This is a genomic window from Pseudomonas sp. B3G-3 (assembly GCF_028640915.1).
In the GTDB taxonomy this organism is placed as follows: domain Bacteria; phylum Pseudomonadota; class Gammaproteobacteria; order Pseudomonadales; family Pseudomonadaceae; genus Aquipseudomonas; species Aquipseudomonas chlororaphis_I.
The window spans coordinates 1-22,065 of record NZ_JAQZAB010000134.1 but is presented as its reverse complement, the minus strand read 5'-3'; the positions used below and the strand labels follow the sequence as shown (position 1 = coordinate 22,065).

Here is a 22,065-nt window from a genome sequence, read left to right as displayed (position 1 = left end):
AGGAATCCTCATGGCTTTTACAGATCCGTTCATCCGTCGTCCGGTGCTGGCCACCGTGGTCAGCCTGCTGATCGTGCTGCTGGGTTTCCAGGCCTGGAGCAAACTGCCGCTGCGCCAGTACCCACAGATGGAGAACGCCCTGATCACGGTCACCACCGCCTACCCCGGGGCCAACGCCGAGACCATCCAGGGCTATATCACCCAGCCGATGCAGCAGAGCCTGGCCAGTGCCGAGGGCATCGACTACATGACCTCGGTGAGTCGCCAGAACTTCTCGGTGATCTCGGTCTACGCCCGTATCGGCGCCAACAGCGACCGCCTGTTCACCGAGCTGCTGGCCAAGGCCAACGAGGTGAAAAACAAGCTGCCCCAGGACGCCGAGGACCCGGTGCTGAGCAAGGAAGCCGCCGACGCCTCGGCGCTGATGTACATCAGCTTCTTCAGCCAGGAGCTGAACAACCCGCAGATCACCGACTACCTGTCGCGGGTGATCCAGCCGAAGCTGGCGACCCTGCCGGGCATGGCCGAGGCCGAGATCCTCGGCAACCAGGTGTTCGCCATGCGTTTGTGGCTGGACCCGGTCAAGCTCGCCGGCTACGGCCTGAGCGCCAGCGACGTGACCAGCGCAGTGCGCCGCTACAACTTTTTGTCCGCGGCCGGCGAGGTCAAGGGTGAGTACGTGGTCACCAGCATCAACGCCAGCACCGAGCTGAAATCCGCCGAAGCCTTCGCCGCCATTCCCCTGCGGACCGAGGGCGACAGCCGGGTACTGCTCAGCGACGTGGCACGGGTGGAAATGGGCGCGGAGAACTACAACGCGATCAGCTCCTTTGGCGGCATCCCTTCGGTCTACATCGGCATCAAGGCGACCCCCAACGCCAACCCGCTGGACGTGATCAAGGAAGTGCGCAAGATCATGCCGGAGCTGGAGGCCCAGCTGCCGCCCAACCTCAAGTTGGAGATCGCCTACGACGCCACGCTGTTCATCCAGGCCTCGATCAACGAGGTGGTGAAGACCCTGTTCGAAGCCGTGCTGATCGTGATCGTGGTGGTGTTCCTGTTCCTCGGCGCGCTGCGTTCGGTGGTGATCCCGGTGGTGACCATTCCGCTGTCGATGATCGGCGTGATGTTCTTCATGCAGTTGATGGGCTACTCGATCAACCTGCTGACCCTGCTGGCGATGGTGCTGGCCATCGGCCTGGTGGTGGACGACGCCATCGTGGTGGTGGAAAACATCCACCGCCATATCGAGGAAGGCAAGACGCCACTGGACGCGGCCCTCGAAGGCGCCCGGGAAATCGCCATGCCGGTGGTGTCGATGACCATCACCCTGGCGGCGGTCTACGCCCCCATCGGCTTCCTGCAGGGGCTCACCGGGGCGCTGTTCAAGGAGTTCGCCCTGACCCTGGCCGGCGCGGTGGTGATTTCCGGCATCGTCGCCCTGACCCTGTCGCCGATGATGTGCGCCCTGCTGCTGCGCCACGACGAAAACCCCAGCGGCCTGGCCCACCGTCTCGACCTGATTTTCGAAAGCCTCAAGCGCCGCTACCAGAGCCTGCTGCATGGCACCCTCAACACCCGGCCGGTGGTGCTGGTGTTCGCCCTGATCGTGCTGTGCCTGATCCCGGTCCTGCTCATGTTCACCAAATCGGAACTGGCCCCGGACGAGGACCAGGGCATCATTTTCATGATGGCCACCGCGCCCCAGCCGGCCAACCTGGATTACCTCAACGCCTATACCGACGAGTTCCTGGAGATCTTCAAGACGTTCCCCGAGTACTACTCCTCGTTCCAGATCAACGGCTTCAACGGCGTGCAATCGGGTATCGGCGGTTTCCTGCTCAAGCCCTGGAACGAGCGCGACCGCACGCAGATGCAGATCCTGCCCGAGGTCCAGGCCAGGCTCGCGGGCATTGCCGGGCTGCAGGTCTTCGGTTTCAACCTGCCGTCCCTGCCGGGCACCGGCGAAGGGCTGCCGTTCGCCTTCATCATCAACAGCCCCAACGATTACGAGTCGTTGCTGGAACTGTCCGACCGAGTGAAGAAGCGCGCCATGGAGTCGGGAAAGTTCGCCTTCGTCGATATCGACCTGGCCTTCGACAAGCCGGAAGTGGTGGTCGACATCGACCGCGCCAAGGCGGCGCAGATGGGCGTGTCGATGCTGGACCTGGGCGGGACCCTGGCCACCTTGCTCGGCGAGGCGGAAATCAACCGCTTCACCATCGAGGGACGCAGCTACAAGGTCATCGCCCAGGTCGAACGGCCTTATCGCGACAACCCCGAATGGCTGAACAACTACTACGTGAAAAACGCCAAGGGCGAGGCGCTGCCGCTGTCGACCCTGATCAGCGTCCATGATCGGGCCCGGCCACGGCAGCTCAACCAGTTCCAGCAACTCAACGCCGCCACCATTTCCGGGTTCCCGGTCGTGAGCATGGGTGAAGCGATCGATACCGTGCGCCAGATCGCCGAGGAAGAAGCCCCGCCGGGCTACGCCTTCGACTATGCCGGGGCCTCGCGACAGTTCGTCCAGGAAGGCAGCGCGCTGTGGGTGACCTTTGGCCTGGCGCTGGCGATCATTTTCCTGGTGCTGGCGGCGCAGTTCGAGAGCTTCCGCGATCCGGTGGTGATCCTGGTAACGGTGCCGCTGTCGATCTGCGGGGCCTTGATCCCACTGTTTCTCGGCTGGTCGAGCATGAACATCTATACCCAGGTCGGGCTGGTGACCCTGATCGGCCTGATCAGCAAGCACGGGATCCTGATCGTCGAGTTCGCCAACCAGCTGCGCAAGGACCAGGGACTGACGCCGCGCGAGGCCGTGGAAGCCGCCGCGGCCATTCGCCTGCGGCCGGTATTGATGACCACCGCGGCGATGGTCTTCGGCATGGTGCCGCTGATCCTGGCCACCGGTGCCGGCGCGGTCAGCCGGTTCGACATCGGCACGGTGATCGCCACGGGGATGTCGATCGGCACCCTGTTCACCCTGTTCGTGCTGCCCTGCATCTACACCCTGCTGGCCAGGCCGGACAAGTGAAGGACACAGGCAATAAAAAAGGCCTCGCGATGCGAGGCCTTTTTATCGGGCTTGATGGTCTTCAACTTTGCGGCCTCATTCCCTGAGTCAGGCCGAACATGAACAACAAAAGATCACGATCGGGTTGGGCTGCCTGGGTCGTCTTGACGACCCGTGGCAACGGGCAATGCGCATCACCCTGCGCCGTGCTGAGAACTTCCATGCGTGGCTGCTCCCAGGCAGCCACAGCCAAGGATGCAACTGCCAAGGCTCCTACTAAAAACAAACCTCGTGCAATTTCGAGCTTCATCACTATAAGCCTTTGATAGCGCTGCCAAACGCCGTCCTATAAAAATAGTTGAGTTTGTCCCAGTCCGTGGTACTCCACGACGAGTGGCGACGTAATTGTTTCATGTCATGGGCGGCAGCCCGTTTAGCGGTCAGGCGCTGGCGGCATTTCTCGAAATCCAGCAGTGCGATATCCACCTTCGCCGCTTCGCCTTCACCCATGACCCGCACGAACACATGCTTGCTATACAGGCAGCCATGCTGCCAGCGGCCCCGGTGCATGCGCGCCAGCGTGGCCGCCAGCTCCTTGAGCACACGCTCGTGCAGGGCCTCGCCGTGGCGCTCGCGTTCGCCTGCGGCGTACCAGTGGTCGATTTCCACGAAGCCGTCCAGCGCCTCGGTCACCAGCAAGGCACGCCACTGGCCCTGGGAATCACGTTGCGCACCGCAGAACACCAGGTGCGGCACCTCCACATTGAGCTGGCTCAGGCCCTTGAGCGCATCCTGCTCGCGCAGCACCGTAGGACGGCCGAAGGGGTGCAACCAGCTGCGATAGATATGGCCGACCTGGCGCTTGGCATACAGCACACGCCCGTCAGTGCCCGGAATACGTTGGACGCCACTTTCCCCGCCTCGACGTTGATTGGGCTCTTCGACCCACTCCCCCTGCTGATTCCAGAAGTAGTCGAAACGGTCCGCAGCAGCGATTTCCATTCCCGGTGCACATTCAACGGCCATCCTGTTACCTCTTGCGTAATACGTAGACTCGCCACATGGCGTAGAGCGGAAAAAAGTCCAGATGATCCTGAACGCGAAACCCGGCCTGCTTGAATTCTTCTTCAACCGTGGCAGCCGGTAACACAAAACGGTTCTGGTAACCTTCCTGCCCGGATTCCTCCTTGCGCCGGACTTCCATGCGCTTGCGCTTCCAGGCCTTGAAGTTGCCATCGACCCACAGTGAAACGATCACGCTATCCCGGGTAACCCGCTGGAACTCCCGGAGCAGAGCCAGGCGATGGGACGACTCGCCGATGTGATGCAGCAGGCGCATGCAGAAAATGCTGTCGACGGCGTTGTCCGGCAAGTCGATGTCAAAGGCAGAGGTCTGCAAGGGTTGTACCCGTTTCACCACCTCGGCCGGTTGCGCCACCGTGGCGATCCTCAACATCGCCGCGGAGTTGTCCGCCCCGATGATCACGCGATTGGGTTTCTCCGCCAGCAACGGCCAGAAACGCCCGGCCCCACAGGGCAGGTCAAGCACCAGGCCCGGCTCTCCAGCCATGGCCAGCGCCGCACGCGCCAACTGCTCGTCACGCTTGTGGGACATTCGGCGCGCTACGCCATCCTGATGTTTGAGCAGGTACTCCTGAGCGTGTTGTTCGTCGTACTTCTCGGAAAATTCCAGCTTGATCGGGGTCGCCATCACACAGTCTCCTGAATCTGATGGCCCCCACCTTAGGCAGCGGCTTGTCAGCGTCAGGTCATGTCTTTGTGAAAACTTCGTCCGGTCCAGAGTGGAAATATTTCAGGGTTTTACAGGCTCTCACGGGTGGCCTGGGGCCATCAACCAGGAAATTTCCCGACCTGACGGCCCACGCTGAAGCCATAGAGACCCGTCATGCCGCGCGACGGTTCAACTCGACATGAAACCGGCAACCGTTGGGCTCCATGGTGCTGAGGCTGACGCTCCAGCCCTGGTCCTCGCAGATCCGCTGCACCAGCGACAAGCCCAGGCCCAGACCCTCGCCGCGCTTCTCGTTGCCGCGCACGAAGGGCTCGAACATCGCCTCGCGTTTCTCCTCGGGAATGCCGACACCGCTGTCCTCGACCACAAAACCGCGGGGTTCCAGGCTCAAGCGAATGAAGCCCTGCTCGGTGTAGTGCAAGGCATTGCGCAGCAGGTTGCCCATCACCGCGTGCAGGAAGGTGGCGTTATAGCGGGTGTCCAGCGGTTGGCCGGCGTCGAAGATCAGCTCGAGGCCCTTTTGCCGGATCGGTCCGCCCCACAGCCCTACCAGGTCCTCGGCCACCTGGCTCAAGGTCGCCTGGGGCGACATGCCGCCGTCTTCGCGCTGGGCGCGGGCCAGCATCAGGAAGGTCTGCACCAGCTCGCGCATCTCGCCGCATGCCCGGGCGATGCGCTCGACCTGGGCCCGACCGCGCTGATCGATCGCCGGGTTTTCCAGCAACAGCTCACAGGAGCTGGCCAGTACCATCAGCGGCGTACGCAGTTCGTGACTGACATCGCTGGTGAACAGGCGCTCGCGGTTCAGGGCCTGACGCAGACGCCCCAGGGTGGCGTCGAAGGCCACCGCCAACTCCCCGACTTCGTCGGCCGCGTAGTCCGGTGCCAACGGCGGCGCCAGCCCCAACAGCTGGTCGCGATGCCGCACCTGACGCGCCAGCCTCACCACCGGCGCCATGACCCGGCGCGCCAGCACCCAGCCAAGGAACACCGCCAAGGCCAGGCTCAGCACGAAGCCCACCAGCACCACCGCGAAGAGCACCCGTTCGCGCTCTTCGAAATCGCTCTGATCCTGCAGCAGCACGTAGCGCCGACCGTCGACCACTTCGACCATGGCGTGGTACGACAGCTGTTCGCGGAATACCTCATGAAACCCCGGATCCAGGTGCCGCAGATCCTTGGGCAGCTCGAAGTCGCCGCGCCCGCCGCTGAAGTAAAACAGCTGGTCCGGCTCGGGACGGTGGCTCCAGTCGGAAACGTTGTCCATCAACAGCAGACGCTGAAGGTCGCCCCCCAGGCCCGCGGAAATCAGCTTCTCTTCCACCAGGTGCACCGTCGCCACGATACCCAGGGCGAAGGCTCCAGCGACCAGCGCACTCATCAGCGCAAAGGCGATGATGATCCGCTGGGAAAGGCTTTGCTTAAACTCCATCACGACCCTCGGCCAGGCGGTAACCGACACCGTGCACGGTATGCAGCAACGGTTTGCCGAACGGCTTGTCGATCACCTGGCGCAATTGGTGGACGTGGCTGCGCAGGCTGTCGCTGTCCGGGCAGTCGTCGCCCCACAGCGCTTCTTCGAGAATTTCCCGGCGCAGCACATGCGGGCTCTTCTGCATCAGCACCGCCAGCAACTTGAGCCCCACCGGGTTGAGCTTGAGCAGGCGCCCTTCGCGGGTGACTTCCAGGGTGTCGAGGTCATAACTCAGGTCTCCGACCTGCAGGGCCCGGCGCCCGCCGCCCTGGGTGCGGCGCATGACTGCCTCGACCCGCGCGGCCAGCTCGGACAAGGCGAAGGGCTTGACCAGGTAATCGTCGGCCCCGGACTTGAAGCCTTGCAGGCGATCGTCCAGTTGGTCGCGGGCAGTGAGCATGATCACCGGCGTATCGCGGCGGGCATCCTCGCGCAGGCGCTTGCACAGGGTGTAGCCATCGATCCCCGGCAGCATGATGTCGAGCACGATCAGGTCGTAATGTTCGGTGGCGGCCAGGTGCAGGCCCGACAGACCGTCCTGGGCGCAGTCCACGGTGTAGCCTTTAAGCCCCAGGTAGTCGGCCAGGTTGGCCAGAATATCGCGGTTGTCTTCAACCAGTAGAATTCGCATGGGCACTCTCTCCGCACACAGTTACGGCCGTCTTGGCTCGCGCAGCTTAAGGCCAAGCGTGGCTGACGGCTAGGGTTGTTCAATCTCCCGCGGCGAACGCCGCCGCAGGGTTCCAGGGCCTTGACGAGTTTTTCACCCAGGGTTCACACGCCGACGACAAGGGCGGCTCCAGACTCCGCGGGAACCCGCGACCGCAACGCTTCCCTCGAAGGACTTTCCATGGCTCCGACCCTCGCCCGCCCCGCCTCCAGAGCGCTGAACTGGTGGATCTGCCTGGGCGTTCCCGCCCTGGCTGCCGTCAGCTTGCTGCTGCTTGAACTGACCTCCCTGGACATGGACCTGGCCCATTACTTTTATGACCCCGCCGCTGGCGGTTTCATCGGCGGCCACAGTTATTTCCTGGAAAATATCCTGCATGACCGGGCCAAGCAGGCGGTCATCGTCTTTTCGGTGCTGGCCATCGTCGGCTTCATCGGCGCCTTCTTCGTCCCGCGTCTCAAGCCGTTCAAGCGCGAACTGGGTTGCCTGGTGCTGTCCCTGGGCCTGGCCACCGCGTTCGTCACCCCGGTCAAGGCGGTCACCGCCGTGCAGTGCCCGTGGAGCCTGAAGGAGTTCGGCGGCAAGGAAACCTACAGCGAACTGCTCAGCCCCCGGCCAGCGACCGACAAGCCCGGTCGCTGCTGGCCAGGCGGCCATGCCGCCACCGGTTTCACCCTGTTCGCGCTGTTTTTTGTCCTGCGTGACCGCCGCCCACGCCTGGCGCGCAAGGCGCTGGTGTTCGCCTTTGCCCTCGGTACGGTGTTCTCGGTCGGGCGCATGCTGCAGGGTGCGCACTTCTTCTCCCACAACGTCTGGACCGCGATCTTCTGCTGGCTGATCTGCCTGGGGGCGTACTACTTCATTCTCTATCGACCGGCAGCCAAGGTTGAACCGGTGGTGGAGGCCGAAGCGGTCAACGCCTGAGGTCTTTTCGCGAGCAAGCTCGCTTCTACAGAACCATGCACTCTTTGTAGGAGCGAGCTTGCTCGCGATAACAAGCGCACCGGCAGCAAAATATCCCGCCCATAAAAAAGCCCCGCCGGCTTTCGCTGGCGGGGCTTTTTCGTACGGGGTAAGGCTGGCTTACATCATGCCGCCCATGCCACCCATGCCGCCCATGTCTGGCATGCCGCCAGCTGCAGGCTTGTCTTCAGCGATTTCAGCAACAGCCGCTTCGGTGGTCAGGATCAGACCGCCGATGGAGGATGCCGCTTGCAGCGCCGAACGGGTCACCTTGGTTGGGTCCAGGATGCCCATTTCGATCATGTCGCCGTATTCGCTGGTAGCAGCGTTGTAACCGTAGTTACCCGAACCCTGCTTGACCTTGTCGACCACTACGCTTGGCTCGTCGCCGGAGTTGGCAACGATCTGGCGCAGAGGCGCTTCGACAGCGCGACGCAGAACAGCGATACCCACGTCCTGGTCGGCGTTGTCGCCTTTCAGGCCGCTGATCGATTGCAGAGCACGGATCAGGGCTACGCCACCGCCAGGCACCACGCCTTCTTCAACGGCTGCACGGGTAGCGTGCAGGGCGTCTTCAACGCGGGCTTTCTTCTCTTTCATTTCAACTTCGGAACCGGCGCCAACCTTGATCACCGCAACGCCGCCGGACAGCTTGGCCAGACGCTCTTGCAGTTTTTCACGGTCGTAGTCGGACGAAGTGTCGGCCACTTGTTGACGGATTTGGGTCACGCGAGCCTGGATGTCCGCTTCAACGCCAGCACCGTCGATGATGGTGGTGTTTTCTTTGGACAGGATCACGCGCTTGGCGTTACCCAGGTGCTCCAGGGTGGTGCTTTCCAGGCTCAGGCCGATCTCTTCGGAGATAACGGTACCGCCGGTCAGGACGGCGATGTCCTGCAGCATGGCCTTGCGACGGTCGCCGAAGCCTGGTGCCTTGACGGCAGCGACTTTGACGATGCCACGCATGTTGTTCACAACCAGAGTCGCCAGGGCTTCGCCTTCAACGTCTTCAGCCACGATCAGCAGTGGGCGGCCGGCTTTGGCAACGGCTTCCAGCACTGGCAGCATTTCGCGGATGTTGGAGATCTTCTTGTCCACCAGCAGGATCAGCGGGCCGTCCAGCTCGGCGACCATGGTGTCCGGCTTGTTGATGAAGTAAGGGGACAGGTAGCCACGGTCGAACTGCATGCCTTCAACGACAGACAGTTCGTTTTCCAGGCCCGAGCCTTCTTCAACGGTGATCACGCCTTCTTTACCGACTTTTTCCATGGCTTCGGCAATGATGTCGCCGATGGAGTTGTCGGAGTTGGCGGAGATGGTGCCGACCTGAGCGATCGCCTTGGAATCGGCGCATGGCTTGGACAGACCTTTGAGCTCTTTGACGATGGCGATGGTCGCCTTGTCGATGCCGCGCTTCAGGTCCATCGGGTTCATGCCGGCAGCGACGGCTTTCAGGCCTTCGTTGACGATCGACTGAGCCAGTACGGTAGCGGTGGTGGTACCGTCGCCGGCGTCATCGTTGGCACGGGAAGCAACGTCTTTTACCAGCTGCGCGCCCATGTTTTCGAAGCGATCTTTCAGCTCGATTTCCTTGGCGACGGAAACGCCGTCCTTGGTGATGGTCGGAGCGCCGAAGCTCTTCTCGATGATCACGTTACGGCCTTTCGGGCCCAGGGTCGCTTTTACCGCGTCAGCCAGGACGTTAACGCCGGTGAGCATTTTCTTGCGGGCGGAGTCGCCGAATTTAACTTCTTTAGCAGCCATGATCGATATTCCTTAAATACTTTGTAGTAACGGGAAAATGAGCGGGTAATCAGCCTTCGATAACGGCGAGAATTTCGTTCTCAGCCATTACCAGCAGGTCTTCGCCGTCTACTTTCACAGTGTTGCTGCCGGAGTAAGGGCCGAACACAACCTTGTCACCCACTTTCACGGCCAGCGCACGTACTTCACCGTTGTCGAGGATACGACCGGTACCTACAGCGACGATTTCGCCACGGTTAGGTTTTTCAGCGGCCGAACCTGGCAGAACGATACCGCCAGCGGTTTTCGATTCTTCTTCGCTGCGACGGATGACGACGCGGTCATGCAGAGGACGAAGCTTCATTGTCGATCTCTCCTAATTATGGTTTTCAGCGGCCGGTGTCGTTACCGGCGGGTTAACAAATCCGGCGTGGCCGGTTGCGGCTCGACGAGCGAGACGCGGAAGTCTGTCTGGTGTTGCCACCAGAAACCTTGCGGTGACCGATACATGTGGGCGCATATGCTTATTACAAGGGCTGCCCAGTGAAATTTTTTAGATTTTCAGCCGGGCAAAACGAACACGGCACCCGAAGGTGCCGTGTCGATCATTGAGAGACTCAGGAATCGCGGTGCTCGAACTCGCCTTCGATCACATTCGGCTCGCGGCCCAGAGGGCGCTGCGGCGCGGGTCCGCCACGGGCGGCCTGCATATCGTCGGCAAAGGCACGCTGACGAATGGCCTGTTCTTCGGCACGCTGGCGCATCTTGTTGGCCAGCAGGCGACGGGTGATCGGCAACAGCATGAACAGGCCGAATACGTCACTGATGAAGCCAGGCAGGATCAACAGGCCGCCCGCCAGGGCCAGCATCAGGCCTTCGAGCATGGTCTGGGCCGGCAGCTCGCCGCGGTTCAGGCTTTCACGGGCACGCAATGCCGTGGCCAGCCCCGCGACGCGCAGGACCAGCACACCCAGCATCGAGCCCAGGATGATCAGCAGCAACGCCGGGAAAAACCCGATCGCACCGCTGACTTTGACGAATACGAACAGCTCTAGCACCGGGAACAGCAGAAAGAGCAACAGAAAAGGGCGCATCAAATGGTTTCCTCTACGGAAGAATGCCTTCCAGTAGACCCTAGATGACGTCGGCAATTCGTGAATTCAAGCCTCGGCCCCGGCATTTTTCGGCCATTGCTCGGCGTGAGCCAGAAAAACCAAGGCCTCGCGCACTTGTGTCGGCGTATTACAAGGGCTGGGGAACGGCAGCCAGTACAACCCCTGGCCGATCCGCAGGTGCATGCCTTCGGTATCGATGCCGGCCAGTTGCGCCGCCGCGGTTTTCGGCAACCCGGCCAGGTCGACGTAATGGGCGATGGCCTTGGCGTGATCGCTGTTCATGTGTTCGACCATGCTCAGCTCGGCCTTGCCGGCAAACGGGTTGGCCAGCGTTACCTGGTCGATCCAGTGGATCGCGCCAAAGCCGCCGATGTAGCGATGACGCACCGGCTTGAGCAGCCAGAAATCGAAATCGTGGGCCTTGTGGTAATTCTGCGACTCCGGGAAATATCGGTAGTAGCGTTCGGCGGCCTCCTCGATCGCCGCGGCGTCCTCGAGCTTTTCGGCTTCGGCCAGATAGGTCAGGCGTCCCACCGCCTGGACGTCCTCGGCGTCGCGCTCGCCCACCAGCAGCGAACACTTGGGATCCTTCTGCAGGTTGTGGGTGTGCTGGGCAATACGGCTGATCAGGATCAGTGGCCGCCCCTGCTCATCCAGGCAATAAGGAACCACCGAGCCAAAGGGAAAACCCGGCATCGCCTTGGAGTGCGTCGACAGCACGCCACGGTATTCCTTGAGCAGTAATTCTCGTGCATGCTTCGCAGCTTCAACGCTCAATTTATGACTCCTTATATAGAATCCGTCTAAAACGGACGGGCGTCTGGAGCAAAGTTCCAGCGACGCCATCGGGGCAATTCTCAATCTGCAGCCAGGCCATGCCCGACGCACAAGAGAGGCGCCTTAAAGGACACCACTCCAGTTCTGCTTTCGGAGCATGCGAATGCAACTCAATGACAAAGTAATCATTATCACCGGCGGTTGCCAGGGTCTGGGCCGCTCCATGGCGGAGTATTTCGCCAGCAAAGGCACCAGGCTGGCGCTGGTCGACCTGAACCAGGAAAAGCTCGACCAGGCCGTTGCCGCCTGCCAGGCCGCGGGAGTCGAGGCCCGCGCCTACCTGTGCAACGTCGCCAATGAAGAGCAGGTGGAACACATGGTCGCCCAGGTCGCCGCAGACTTCGGCGCCATTCACGGCCTGATCAATAACGCCGGCATCCTGCGCGACGGCCTGCTGCTCAAGGTCAAGGACGGCGAAATGACCAAGATGAGCCTGGCCCAATGGCAGTCGGTGATCGACGTCAACCTCACCGGCGTATTCCTCTGCACCCGCGAAGTCGCGGCGAAGATGATCGAGCTGAAAACCAGCGGCGCGATCATCAATATTTCCTCGATCTCCCGTGCCGGCAATATAGGCCAGACCAACTACTCCGCCGCCAAGGCCGGGGTCGCCGCAGCGACCGTGACCTGGGCCAAGGAGCTGGCGCGCTACGGCATTCGCGTGGCCGGCATCGCACCGGGCTTCATCGAAACCGAAATGACCCTGGGCATGAAACCCGAAGCCCTGGAGAAAATGACCTCCGGCATCCCGCTCAAGCGCATGGGCAAGCCGGAAGAAATCGCTCACTCGGCGGCCTATATCTTCGAGAACGACTATTACACCGGCCGGATCCTCGAGCTGGACGGCGGCCTGCGGATCTGAACCCCGCCCATAAACACCCATAAAAAAGCCCGGTGCACTGCACCGGGCTTTTTTGTTGGCCCAACCGGCTCAGTCGTCGCTGACGGTAATGTTCGGCATTGCCGGCGCCGCTGCTTCCTGCAGCACGATGCGCGCGCCGACATGGCGGGCCAGTTCCTGGTAGACCATGGCGATCTGGCTTTCCGGCTCGGCGATCACGGTCGGCTTGCCGCCATCGGCCTGCTCGCGAATCAGCATCGACAGCGGCAGCGAGGCCAGCAGTTCGACGCCATATTGGGTCGCCAGCTTCTCGCCACCGCCTTCGCCAAACAGGTGCTCGGCGTGGCCGCAGTTGGAGCAGATGTGCACCGCCATGTTTTCCACCACGCCCAGCACCGGGATGTTGACCTTGCGGAACATCTCCACGCCCTTGCGCGCGTCCAGCAGCGCCAGGTCCTGCGGGGTGGTGACGATGACTGCGCCAGCCACCGGGACCTTCTGCGCCAGGGTCAGCTGGATATCGCCGGTGCCTGGCGGCATGTCGATCACCAGGTAGTCCAGGTCGCCCCAGGCGGTCTGGGTCACCAGTTGCAGCAGGGCGCCGGAGACCATCGGCCCGCGCCAGACCATCGGCGTGTTGTCATCGGTCAGGAAAGCCATGGACATGACCTCGACCCCGTGGGACTTGATCGGCACGAACCATTTCTGGTCCTTGACCTGCGGCCGGGTGCCCTCGGCGATGCCGAACATGATGCCCTGGCTCGGGCCATAGATGTCGGCATCGAGAATCCCTACCTTGGCGCCTTCGCGGGCCAACGCCAGGGCCAGGTTGGCCGCGGTGGTGGACTTGCCCACGCCACCCTTGCCGGACGCCACCGCCACCACGTTCTTGACGTTGGCCAGGCCCGGAATCTGTGCCTGGGCCTTGTGCGCGGCAATCACGCTGGTGACATTGACGCGAGCGACGACCACGCCGTCCATGTTCTCGATGGCCAGCTTCAGCAACTGGGCCCAGCCGCTCTTGAACAGACCGGCGGCATAACCGATCTCCAGTTCGACACGCACCTCGTCGCCCTGGATGTCGATGGAACGGACACAACCGGCGCTGACCGGGTCCTGGTTCAGGTAAGGGTCGGTGTATTGGCGAAGAACGGCTTCCACCGCTGCGCGATTGACGGCGCTCATGGGCAACTCCGATAACAAGACGGGAAAATCAGGCGGCTATCCTACCTGTTCCGTGGCGTGGGCGGGATGCCAAAGCATCATATAGCACGCTCGCCGATGGCTAAGACGGCCGTGGAAAACCGGGCTCACGGGGTGAAATATATTTCTCGGCGCTTTATAGTGGCCGACCTCCGTTTCATCAAGTAGCCGAGCCCCATGTCCGAGCCACGCAAGATCCTCGTCACCAGCGCCCTGCCCTATGCCAATGGTTCGATCCACCTCGGCCATATGCTGGAATATATCCAGACCGATATGTGGGTGCGCTTCCAGAAGCACCGCGGCAACCAATGCATCTATGTCTGCGCCGACGACGCTCACGGCTCGGCCATCATGCTGCGCGCGGAAAAGGAAGGCATCACCCCGGAACAACTGATCGCCAACGTCCAGGCTGAACACAGCGCCGACTTTGCCGACTTCCTGGTGGACTTCGACAACTTCCACTCGACCCACGCCGAAGAAAACCGTGAGTTGTCGAGCCAGATCTACCTGAAGCTGCGCGACGCCGGGCACATCGCCACGCGCTCGATCACTCAGTATTTCGACCCGGAAAAACAAATGTTCCTGGCCGACCGCTTCATCAAGGGCACCTGCCCGAAATGCGGCACCGAGGACCAGTACGGCGACAACTGCGAAAAATGCGGCGCCACCTACGCCCCGACCGACCTGAAGGATCCGAAGTCGGCGATTTCCGGCGCCACCCCGGTGCTCAAGGATTCCCAGCACTTCTTCTTCAAGCTGCCGGACTTCCAGCAGATGCTGCAGGAGTGGACCCGCAGCGGCACCCTGCAGGACGCCGTGGCGAACAAGATCGCCGAATGGCTGGATGTCGGCCTGCAGCAGTGGGACATCTCCCGCGATGCGCCGTATTTCGGCTTCGAGATTCCTGACGAGCCAGGCAAGTACTTCTACGTCTGGCTGGACGCGCCGATCGGCTACATGGCCAGCTTCAAGAACCTGTGCAACCGCACGCCGGAGCTGGACTTCGACGCGTTCTGGGGCAAGGACTCGACGGCCGAGCTGTACCACTTCATCGGCAAGGACATCGTCAACTTCCACGCGCTGTTCTGGCCAGCCATGCTCGAAGGCGCCGGCTACCGCAAGCCGACCGGCATCAACGTGCACGGCTACCTGACCGTCAACGGCCAGAAGATGTCCAAGTCCCGCGGCACCTTCATCAAGGCCCGGACCTACCTCGACCACCTGTCGCCGGAATACCTGCGCTACTACTACGCGGCCAAGCTGGGCCGTGGCGTCGACGACCTGGACCTGAACCTCGAAGACTTCGTGCAGAAGGTCAACTCCGACCTGGTGGGCAAGGTGGTGAACATCGCCAGCCGTTGCGCCGGCTTCATCCACAAAGGCAACGCCGGTGTGCTGGTGGACCAGAACGCCGCGCCGGAGCTGACCGACGCCTTCCTCGCAGCCGCGCCAAGCATCGCCGACGCCTACGAGGCCCGCGACTTCGCCCGCGCCATGCGTGAAACCATGGCCCTGGCCGACCGCGCCAACGCCTGGATCGCCGACAAGGCGCCATGGTCGTTGAACAAGCAGGAAGGCAAGCAGGATGAGGTCCAGGCCATCTGCGCCACCGGCGTCAACCTGTTCCGCCAGCTGGTGATCTTCCTCAAGCCGGTGCTGCCGCTGCTGGCCGCCGACGCCGAGGCGTTCCTCAACGTCGCCCCGCTGACCTGGAACGATCACCTGAACCTGCTGAGCAACCATCAGTTGAACGAATTCAAGCCGCTGATGACGCGGATCGACCCAGTGAAAGTACAAGCCATGACCGACGCCTCGAAAGAAGACCTGACCGCCAGCCAGACCGATACCGGTGAAACCAAGCCTGCGGGCAACGGCGAGCTGGCCAAGGATCCGCTGTCGCCGGAAATCGACTTCGACACTTTCGCCGCCGTCGACCTGCGCGTGGCCCTGATCGTCAAGGCCGAGCACGTGGAAGGCGCCGACAAGCTGCTGCGCCTGACCCTGGATATCGGTGACGAGCAACGCAATGTGTTCTCCGGCATCAAGAGCGCCTACCCGGATCCGTCCAAGCTCGACGGGCGCCTGACCATGATGATCGCCAACCTCAAGCCACGGAAAATGAAATTCGGCATTTCCGAAGGCATGGTGATGGCGGCCGGCCCTGGCGGCGAAGAGATCTACCTGCTGAGCCCGGACAGCGGCGCCAAGCCGGGTCAGCGGATCAAGTAAATCCGCCCGCGGGATCGATCCCCCCGTCGCGCAGCTGCGTGGCGGGGGGATTTTCATATCTGGATGGGCCTGCGCCCTTGCCGGATAATTGCCTAGTCTTCAGGTATCCGCCCGCCCTCACCGGCCACGAACATGACCGAGATTGTCCTCACGCTCATCAGCGCTGCCCTGATCAACAACTTCGTGTTGCAGTGGCCGCTGGGCGTCGATCCGCTGTTGCAGGCCAGTGCCGAGCCGCAGGTGGCACGGCGGCGGATCCATGCCCTGGGGATCGCCACCAGTTGCCTGATGCTGCTCTGCAGCCTGCTGGGCTATGGGCTCTATCAGGTGCTGCTGGTGCCGCTGGGCCTGACCGCGCTGCAACTGTTCGTGTTCCTGCCGCTAGGCGTGCTGCTGATCGCCCCGCTGCTCAAGCTGCTGACCCGGATGCTGCCCGGGCTGTCGTTCGACGGTCTCTGGCCGCTGCTGCTGGGCAATGCCGGCGTGCTCGGCGCGTTGCTGCTGGCGGTCCAGGCCAATCGGGGAATCGGTCATAGCCTCGCCCTGGGCCTGGGCGCGGGCCTCGGTTTCTGGCTGGTGCTGAGCCTGTTCAGCGACCTGCACCAGCGCATTCTCAACAACGATGTGCCCCTGCCCTTTCGCGGCCTGCCGATCGACCTGATCAGCGCCGGCCTGATGGCCGTGGCATTTCTCGGTTTCAACGGACTGCTCAACCCATGAGTCTGATTCAACGCATCGACGCCCTGCTGCCGCAGACCCAATGCGGCAAGTGCGGCCATCCCGGATGCAAGCCCTACGCCGAAGGCATCGCCAACGGCGAGGCGATCAACAAGTGCCCGCCCGGTGGCGACGAAACCATCGCCGGCCTGGCCAGGTTGCTGAATGTCCCGGTCGTGGAACTGGACATCAGCCGCGGCCCGGCGCCGGCCCAGGTGGCCTTTATCCGCGAAGCCGAATGCATCGGCTGCACCAAGTGCATCCAGGCCTGCCCCGTGGATGCCATAGTCGGCGCGGCCAAGCAGATGCACACGGTGCTGATCGACGAATGCACCGGCTGCGATCTCTGTGTGGCACCGTGCCCGGTGGACTGCATCGAGATGCACCCGCTGCCGCTGAATGATGTATTGCCGATCGTCGGTGGCCTGGCCACCAGCCTCGAAGAACTGCGCGCCCGGACCGCCAAACGCGATCACGCGCGCCAGCGCTTCGAGCGCCGCAATGCCCGGCTGCAACGCGAAGAACAGCACAAGCAGGCCGAACGTGCCGCCCGCGCGCAACGTGCCGCGCAGCCCAGCGAAACCACCCTCAACCCGGTGCAGGCGGCTATCGAGCGGGTACGCGCGCAAAAGGCGGCGGCCGCCGATGCCGCAGTGAAAAAAGCCAAGATCGATCTGGCGATGAGCCGGGCCCAGTTGAACAAATCGCTGAAAGCCTTCGGCCATCCGCCGACCTTCGAGCAACAGTCGCAACTGATCGTCCTGCAGCGCCAGTTCGAGGCCGCCGAGCAAGCCCTCGCCCAACTCGAAAGCGCTGCCGAAAGCACTGTCGCTCCCGCAGCCTCACCGCCGCCCGCCAAAGACGCCGAACTCAAGCGCGCAAAAATCCAGCTGGCGATGCGCCGCGCCGAACTGAAAAAGGCCCAGGACAACCAGGCGCCTGCCGAACAGCTGGCCAGCCTGGAGCAGGCACTGAAAGACGCAGAACAGGCCTTGCACGCGGCTGAAGAAGCCAGCGGAAAACCGGCCCCCAATCTGGTACGGGTCGAGAAGCGCCCGATCGACGCCCGCCTGCGGCAACTGAAAACCGAACTGGCTTACGCTCGAGCAGAAGTCAGCAAACTGGAACGCCACGGCGACACCCCGCCGCCACTATTGGCCAAGGCCCGCGAGCGGCTGGCCGAAGCCGAGCGCCAGGTACAAGCCCATGACGCCCCTTGAGCAACCGGACGAACGCCTGCAACAAGCCATGAAGCGTGTGCTGGTGGCGACCCTGCCGGGGCTGCTGGCGCTGTTCTGGCTGTTTGGCTGGGGAATTCTGATCAACCTGCTGCTGGCCTGTGCCACCGCCCTTGCCGTCGAAGCCGCGGTACTCCGATTGCGCCAGTGGCCGTTGCGCCCCTTTCTTGGCGACGGTAGCGCCCTGGTCAGTGCCACCCTGCTGGCCCTGGCCTTGCCGCCGTACTGCCCGTGGTGGCTGACGGTCAGTGCGACGGCCTGCGCTCTGCTGTTCGGAAAACACCTGTATGGCGGCGTCGGCAAGAATCCGTTCAACCCGGCGATGCTCGGTTACGCCCTGGCACTCGTCTCTTTCCCGCAGCAGATGACTCATTGGCCGGTCTCCCATGGCCTGGACCTGCTGGGCGGCCTGCAGCAGATCTTCGGCATAGCCTCCGACAGCGGCGCACCCGATGCCTGGGCCCAGGCCACGGCACTCGACAGCCTGCGCATCAACAAGAGCCTGACCATCGACGAACTGTTCGCCGGCAACGCCGCCTTCGGCCATTTCGGCGGCAAGGGCGTGGAATGGGTCAACCTGGCCTTTCTCGCCGGTGGCGCCTTTTTGCTGCAGCAACGGGTGTTCAGCTGGCACGCACCGGCCGGCATGCTCGGCAGCCTATTCATCATCAGCCTGTTGTGCTGGAACGGCTCCGGGTCGGACTCCCACGGCTCGCCGTTCTTCCACCTGCTGACCGGCGCAACCATGCTGGGCGCCTTTTTCATCGTCACCGAGCCAGTCTCCGGGCCCAAGAGCGCAAAGGCACGCCTGTTGTTCGGGGTTGGGGTCGGGCTGCTGACCTACCTGATCCGGACCTGGGGCGGTTACCCGGACGGCGTTGCCTTCGCGGTACTGCTAATGAACCTCGTCGTCCCCGCCCTGGAGCGCCTGGCTGCTCCGCCTCCCGAGCCTTCCCTGCCATGAACCGCGCGATGACTCTGGGGGTGTTGGTATTGCTGGCGGCTGTCGGTGCCGCCGGCACTTTCTTCGTCCATCAGGCCACCGCCCCCCGCATCGAGCGCGAACAACGCGCCATCCAGGCACGCAACCTGCTGGATATCCTGCCCGCCGACAGCTACGACAATCAGCCGCTGGATCAGCCCCTGGCCGTCGATAACATCCCACTCAGCCACAGCACCCTGCTTGGCGGTTATCGCGCCACTCGCAACGGCCAGCCCAGCGCCGTGCTGCTGCGCAGCCAGGTCAGCGGTTATGGCGGCCCGATCGAGTTGCTGATCGGTATCGCCGCCAACGGCAAACTGCTGGGCAGCAAGGCCCTCAGGCACTCGGAAACGCCCAGGCTGGGCGCGCGTATCGCCGAACGCCCGAATGCCTGGCTGCAGGGTTTTATCGGCAAATCCGTAGGCGACCCGGCCGACGCCGGCTGGGCGCTGAAAAAGGACAATGGCCAATTCGACCAGATGGCCGGAGCCACCATCACCTCACGGGCGGTGGTCGAGGGGATTCACGACAGCCTGCGTTACTTCGACGAGCATCGCGAACAACTGCTGGGAAGTCCCGCCCATGAATAAATCCTCGACCCTGCAGAACGCCCTGATGCTGGCGCCGCTGATCGGTGCCAGCGACTCCCTGGTCAAGGCCCTGGGCCTGGCCCTGGTGTTTCTCTGCGTGAGCGGCGTGTTCGGCCTGTGCATGAATGCCCTGCGCCCACGCCTGGCTGGTCAGGGCCGCCTGGGCGCCAGTATCCTGCTCAGCACCACCCTCACCAGTTGTGCCATGCTGGCCGCGCAGGCCTGGGCATTCGAACTGCAACAACAGTTGGCCCTTTACCTGGGCCTGATTGCCGTGCAATGCGTCGTGCTGGAGTACCAGGATTTTTTCCAGCGCCCCGTGCGCGTGCGTTTTGCCGGCCTGTTCTGCCTGCTGCTGGTTATCCTGGGCGCGCTGCGCGAAGCCTTCGGCAGTGGCACCCTCGGCAATCATCTGCAATGGCTGCTGGGGATGAACGACGTCGACTGGCCAGGCTGGGTTCTGTCCGCCCAGGGCGGCCTGCACCTGCTTACACTCGCACCTGGCGGTTTTATCCTGCTGGGGCTGCTGCTGGCCGCCCGGCAGGCCTGGGCTGCTGCGACCTCACACCGATCGCCTTCAAGGAAATGACTCACCCATGAATGCTGCAAAACGCCTGGAAATTTTCCGCAGGCTGCACGAAGACAATCCGGAACCGAAAACCGAACTGGCCTATTCGTCGCCCTTCGAGCTGCTGATTGCCGTGATTCTTTCGGCCCAGTCCACCGATGTCGGGGTCAACAAGGCGACGGCCAAGCTCTTCCCGGTGGCCAATACGCCGGCCGCCATCTATGCGCTTGGCGTCGAAGGCCTGTCCGAGTACATCAAGACCATTGGCCTGTACAACAGCAAGGCCAAAAATGTGATCGAGACTTGCCGCCTGCTGGTGGAGCGGCACAACAGCGAAGTCCCGCAGACTCGGGAAGAGCTCGAAGCCCTGCCAGGCGTCGGCAGGAAGACCGCCAACGTGGTACTCAATACCGCCTTCCGCCAACTGACCATGGCCGTCGATACGCACATCTTCCGGGTCAGCAACCGCACAGGGCTGGCCCCCGGAAAGAACGTAGTGGAAGTCGAAAAAAAGCTGATGAAGTTCGTGCCCAAGGAGTATCTGCTCGACTCCCATCACTGGCTGATCCTCCATGGCCGCTACGTGTGTCTGGCCCGCAAGCCACGCTGTGGCAGCTGCCGGATCGAGGACCTGTGCGAATACAAGCACAAGACCTCTGACGATTGAGCGATCATTGATTTTGATGATAGGTCGATTGAAAAAATCTTTTTTACCAGTCCTGAGAATATCGATATAAGGAGCGCCAATGGCAGTCTTAGCCTGGAGTTAACCTTATGAGTACTGGTAAAGAACAACTGGACGTAGAAGACGACTTCACCCCTGTTGAAACAGAAGATGCGGAGCCTGTGGTAGAGGTGGCCAAGACCAACTTGAGCAAACGCCGGACCATCGACAACCTTCTGGAAGAGCGGCGCTTGCAAAAGCAACTGGCCGATTACGACTTTGATCTTTAGTAACAAAAAGCCTCCTTTTACGGAGGCTTTTTTGTTACACCCGCTAACACTCCAAGTCGGTTTTTCAAACCAGGCCATGCGCGGCCGATGGATCCAACATCGTCGACAGAGCGGCAAGCCCACAACGCAATGGAGGCTCGCAGAAACCGCTGTTTTTCCCTCTCGAGCCTTGTTGTAGCCCCTCAACCTTCATACCAGCTGATGGCGCTTGGCAAACTCGATCAGGTCCACCAGCGAGCGGGCGTTGAGTTTCCCCAGCAGCCGCCTCTTGTAGGTGCTCACCGTTTTGCTGCTTAGGCACAGGCCCTCGGCAATCTCCTTGTTGGTCTGCCCTCCGGCAAGCTGCTTCAGGACCATCAGCTCCCGCCCGGACAGGCTGGACAACATGCCCTCCTCGCTGGCGATGCCCAGGCTCGAGCGCAGGGTATGCAAGGCTTCGTTGGGAAAATAACTGTAGCCAGCCAGGACTGCCCTGACGGCGCTGATCAATTCAGTGATGTCCTGCTGCTTGCACACATAACCTGCCGCGCCGGCCTGCATGCAACGCATGGAGAAAGGACCAGGTACTTGCAGGCTCAATACCAGCACTTTGGTCGACATGGCTTTTGACGAAAGCCTGGCGATAACTTCCAGGCCATCGAGCTTGGGAATACCAATATCAAGAATAAGGATGTCTGGAACATGTTCATAAGACAGTTTCAGGGCATCCATGCCATTGTCCGCCTCGGCAACTACTTCAAAACCGTGCCGCTCCATCAGCATGCGCACAGCCAGCCGAGTAACGGGATGATCATCTACGATCAAAACTTTCTTCATGGGTAAGTCCAGAGTCCGCTATTGGTTTTTCAAGCAAACACCATAACCCAGTCATTTGGCCCGTGGCATGGCCACGCCCCGAGCCAGCATCGCCCCGAGAAGTTCCTTACAAACAATACGGATTTGCCCTACAAGGAAAAATTGAACGTCGCTCGTTATATATAACTACTCCTGACTTTCCTACATTTCGTATTGAAAAGAACAGACTGAAAGATAGTCGAGCCCATTGAAATAATGACCAGTGGAAACTTTAGTTATGGTCTTCGGACACCCACCTGATCGATTAAATCATCAGGCATAAAAAAGGTTCTTCACGGAATACCGGGAAAGACGCTCTTGATCTTCATGAAAAAGAATTC

The 22,065-nt window shown here is 61.9% G+C and carries 22 protein-coding genes; 11 read left to right on the top strand and 11 right to left on the bottom strand.

Features of this window, described 5'->3' with window-relative positions; all coding sequences use genetic code 11:
* Nucleotides 1–10 precede the first annotated feature (10 nt).
* Nucleotides 11–3,034 (top strand): multidrug efflux RND transporter permease subunit, encoded by a 3,024-nt coding sequence (locus PVZ80_RS31575; RefSeq protein WP_009050532.1) that lies wholly within the window; start codon nt 11–13, stop codon nt 3,032–3,034.
* Between the two features lie 61 nt (nt 3,035–3,095).
* Here the strand turns inward: PVZ80_RS31575 and PVZ80_RS31570 are convergent, their stop codons facing one another.
* The 5 genes from PVZ80_RS31570 to colR form a co-directional block, all read right to left on the bottom strand.
* The gene (locus tag PVZ80_RS31570; RefSeq protein WP_016703355.1) at nt 3,096–3,323 is read right to left on the bottom strand and encodes a hypothetical protein; all 228 of its coding nucleotides are present in this window, start codon (nt 3,321–3,323) and stop codon (nt 3,096–3,098) included.
* 2 nt (nt 3,324–3,325) lie between these two features.
* On the bottom strand, nt 3,326–4,039 hold the full coding sequence (locus PVZ80_RS31565) for a lipopolysaccharide kinase InaA family protein (RefSeq protein WP_273864994.1): 714 nt from the start codon (nt 4,037–4,039) through the stop codon (nt 3,326–3,328).
* Between the two features lie 4 nt (nt 4,040–4,043).
* Complete coding sequence (locus PVZ80_RS31560) at nt 4,044–4,724, bottom strand: class I SAM-dependent methyltransferase (RefSeq protein WP_009050535.1); 681 nt, start codon at nt 4,722–4,724, stop codon at nt 4,044–4,046.
* A gap of 193 nt (nt 4,725–4,917) precedes the next feature.
* On the bottom strand, nt 4,918–6,198 hold the full coding sequence (locus PVZ80_RS31555; RefSeq protein WP_103331421.1) for a sensor histidine kinase: 1,281 nt from the start codon (nt 6,196–6,198) through the stop codon (nt 4,918–4,920).
* Nucleotides 6,188–6,871 (bottom strand): two-component system response regulator ColR, encoded by a 684-nt coding sequence (gene colR / locus PVZ80_RS31550; RefSeq protein ID WP_009050537.1) that lies wholly within the window; start codon nt 6,869–6,871, stop codon nt 6,188–6,190. The genes PVZ80_RS31555 and colR overlap by 11 nt, the downstream gene beginning before the upstream one ends.
* A 219-nt stretch (nt 6,872–7,090) precedes the next feature.
* Between colR and PVZ80_RS31545 the strand changes: the two genes are divergently transcribed.
* Nucleotides 7,091–7,834, top strand: coding sequence for a phosphatase PAP2 family protein (locus PVZ80_RS31545; protein ID WP_101283353.1), 744 nt, complete (start codon nt 7,091–7,093; stop codon nt 7,832–7,834).
* A gap of 159 nt (nt 7,835–7,993) precedes the next feature.
* Here the strand turns inward: PVZ80_RS31545 and groL are convergent, their stop codons facing one another.
* The 4 genes from groL to PVZ80_RS31525 all read right to left on the bottom strand — a co-directional run bounded on the left by groL (nt 7,994) and on the right by PVZ80_RS31525 (nt 11,508).
* Nucleotides 7,994–9,637, bottom strand: a complete 1,644-nt coding sequence (gene groL, locus PVZ80_RS31540; RefSeq protein WP_009050539.1) for a chaperonin GroEL — start codon at nt 9,635–9,637, stop codon at nt 7,994–7,996.
* Between the two features lie 49 nt (nt 9,638–9,686).
* Complete coding sequence (locus PVZ80_RS31535) at nt 9,687–9,980, bottom strand: co-chaperone GroES (protein ID WP_009050540.1); 294 nt, start codon at nt 9,978–9,980, stop codon at nt 9,687–9,689.
* A 253-nt stretch (nt 9,981–10,233) separates the two neighbouring features.
* Nucleotides 10,234–10,710, bottom strand: coding sequence for an FxsA family protein (locus PVZ80_RS31530; protein ID WP_007932702.1), 477 nt, complete (start codon nt 10,708–10,710; stop codon nt 10,234–10,236).
* A gap of 66 nt (nt 10,711–10,776) precedes the next feature.
* Nucleotides 10,777–11,508 carry a HugZ family pyridoxamine 5'-phosphate oxidase gene (locus tag PVZ80_RS31525; protein WP_009050541.1) on the bottom strand — a complete coding sequence of 244 codons (732 nt, stop codon included), beginning with the start codon at nt 11,506–11,508 and terminating at the stop codon, nt 10,777–10,779.
* Nucleotides 11,509–11,671: 163 nt separating this feature from the next.
* Between PVZ80_RS31525 and PVZ80_RS31520 the strand changes: the two genes are divergently transcribed.
* Nucleotides 11,672–12,430 carry an SDR family oxidoreductase gene (locus tag PVZ80_RS31520; protein ID WP_016703427.1) on the top strand — a complete coding sequence of 253 codons (759 nt, stop codon included), beginning with the start codon at nt 11,672–11,674 and terminating at the stop codon, nt 12,428–12,430.
* Between the two features lie 69 nt (nt 12,431–12,499).
* On the opposite strand, the gene apbC is transcribed toward PVZ80_RS31520, so the two are convergent.
* Entirely contained in the window at nt 12,500–13,594 is a 1,095-nt protein-coding gene (apbC, locus tag PVZ80_RS31515; RefSeq protein ID WP_009050543.1) for an iron-sulfur cluster carrier protein ApbC, read from the bottom strand.
* Nucleotides 13,595–13,789: 195 nt separating this feature from the next.
* Here apbC and metG point away from each other — a divergent pair, with 195 nt between their 5' ends.
* The 8 genes from metG (at nt 13,790) to PVZ80_RS31475 (ending at nt 20,890) form a co-directional block, all read left to right on the top strand.
* Nucleotides 13,790–15,841: a methionine--tRNA ligase gene (gene metG / locus PVZ80_RS31510; RefSeq protein ID WP_038634769.1), complete on the top strand. Its 2,052-nt coding sequence runs from the start codon at nt 13,790–13,792 to the stop codon at nt 15,839–15,841.
* Nucleotides 15,842–15,973: 132 nt separating this feature from the next.
* Nucleotides 15,974–16,561 (top strand): Rnf-Nqr domain containing protein, encoded by a 588-nt coding sequence (locus PVZ80_RS31505; protein ID WP_101283357.1) that lies wholly within the window; start codon nt 15,974–15,976, stop codon nt 16,559–16,561.
* Nucleotides 16,558–17,778 carry an electron transport complex subunit RsxB gene (rsxB, locus tag PVZ80_RS31500; RefSeq protein WP_016703429.1) on the top strand — a complete coding sequence of 407 codons (1,221 nt, stop codon included), beginning with the start codon at nt 16,558–16,560 and terminating at the stop codon, nt 17,776–17,778. The genes PVZ80_RS31505 and rsxB overlap by 4 nt, the downstream gene beginning before the upstream one ends.
* Nucleotides 17,765–18,760, top strand: coding sequence for an RnfABCDGE type electron transport complex subunit D (locus PVZ80_RS31495; RefSeq protein WP_273864993.1), 996 nt, complete (start codon nt 17,765–17,767; stop codon nt 18,758–18,760). The genes rsxB and PVZ80_RS31495 overlap by 14 nt, the downstream gene beginning before the upstream one ends.
* Entirely contained in the window at nt 18,757–19,368 is a 612-nt protein-coding gene (locus tag PVZ80_RS31490; RefSeq protein ID WP_273864992.1) for an RnfABCDGE type electron transport complex subunit G, read from the top strand. The genes PVZ80_RS31495 and PVZ80_RS31490 overlap by 4 nt, the downstream gene beginning before the upstream one ends.
* Nucleotides 19,361–19,957 carry an Rnf-Nqr domain containing protein gene (locus PVZ80_RS31485; protein WP_009050549.1) on the top strand — a complete coding sequence of 199 codons (597 nt, stop codon included), beginning with the start codon at nt 19,361–19,363 and terminating at the stop codon, nt 19,955–19,957. Before PVZ80_RS31490 ends, PVZ80_RS31485 begins: the two co-directional genes overlap by 8 nt.
* Before the next feature lie 7 nt (nt 19,958–19,964).
* Nucleotides 19,965–20,603, top strand: coding sequence for an endonuclease III (nth, locus tag PVZ80_RS31480; protein WP_007922445.1), 639 nt, complete (start codon nt 19,965–19,967; stop codon nt 20,601–20,603).
* Nucleotides 20,604–20,710: 107 nt separating this feature from the next.
* A complete protein-coding gene (locus tag PVZ80_RS31475; protein WP_007922443.1) occupies nt 20,711–20,890 on the top strand; it encodes a PA3496 family putative envelope integrity protein in 180 nt (59 codons plus the stop codon).
* Nucleotides 20,891–21,079: 189 nt separating this feature from the next.
* Here the strand turns inward: PVZ80_RS31475 and PVZ80_RS31470 are convergent, their stop codons facing one another.
* Nucleotides 21,080–21,706 (bottom strand): response regulator transcription factor, encoded by a 627-nt coding sequence (locus PVZ80_RS31470; RefSeq protein WP_007922442.1) that lies wholly within the window; start codon nt 21,704–21,706, stop codon nt 21,080–21,082.
* Between the last annotated feature and the right edge of the window lie 359 nt (nt 21,707–22,065).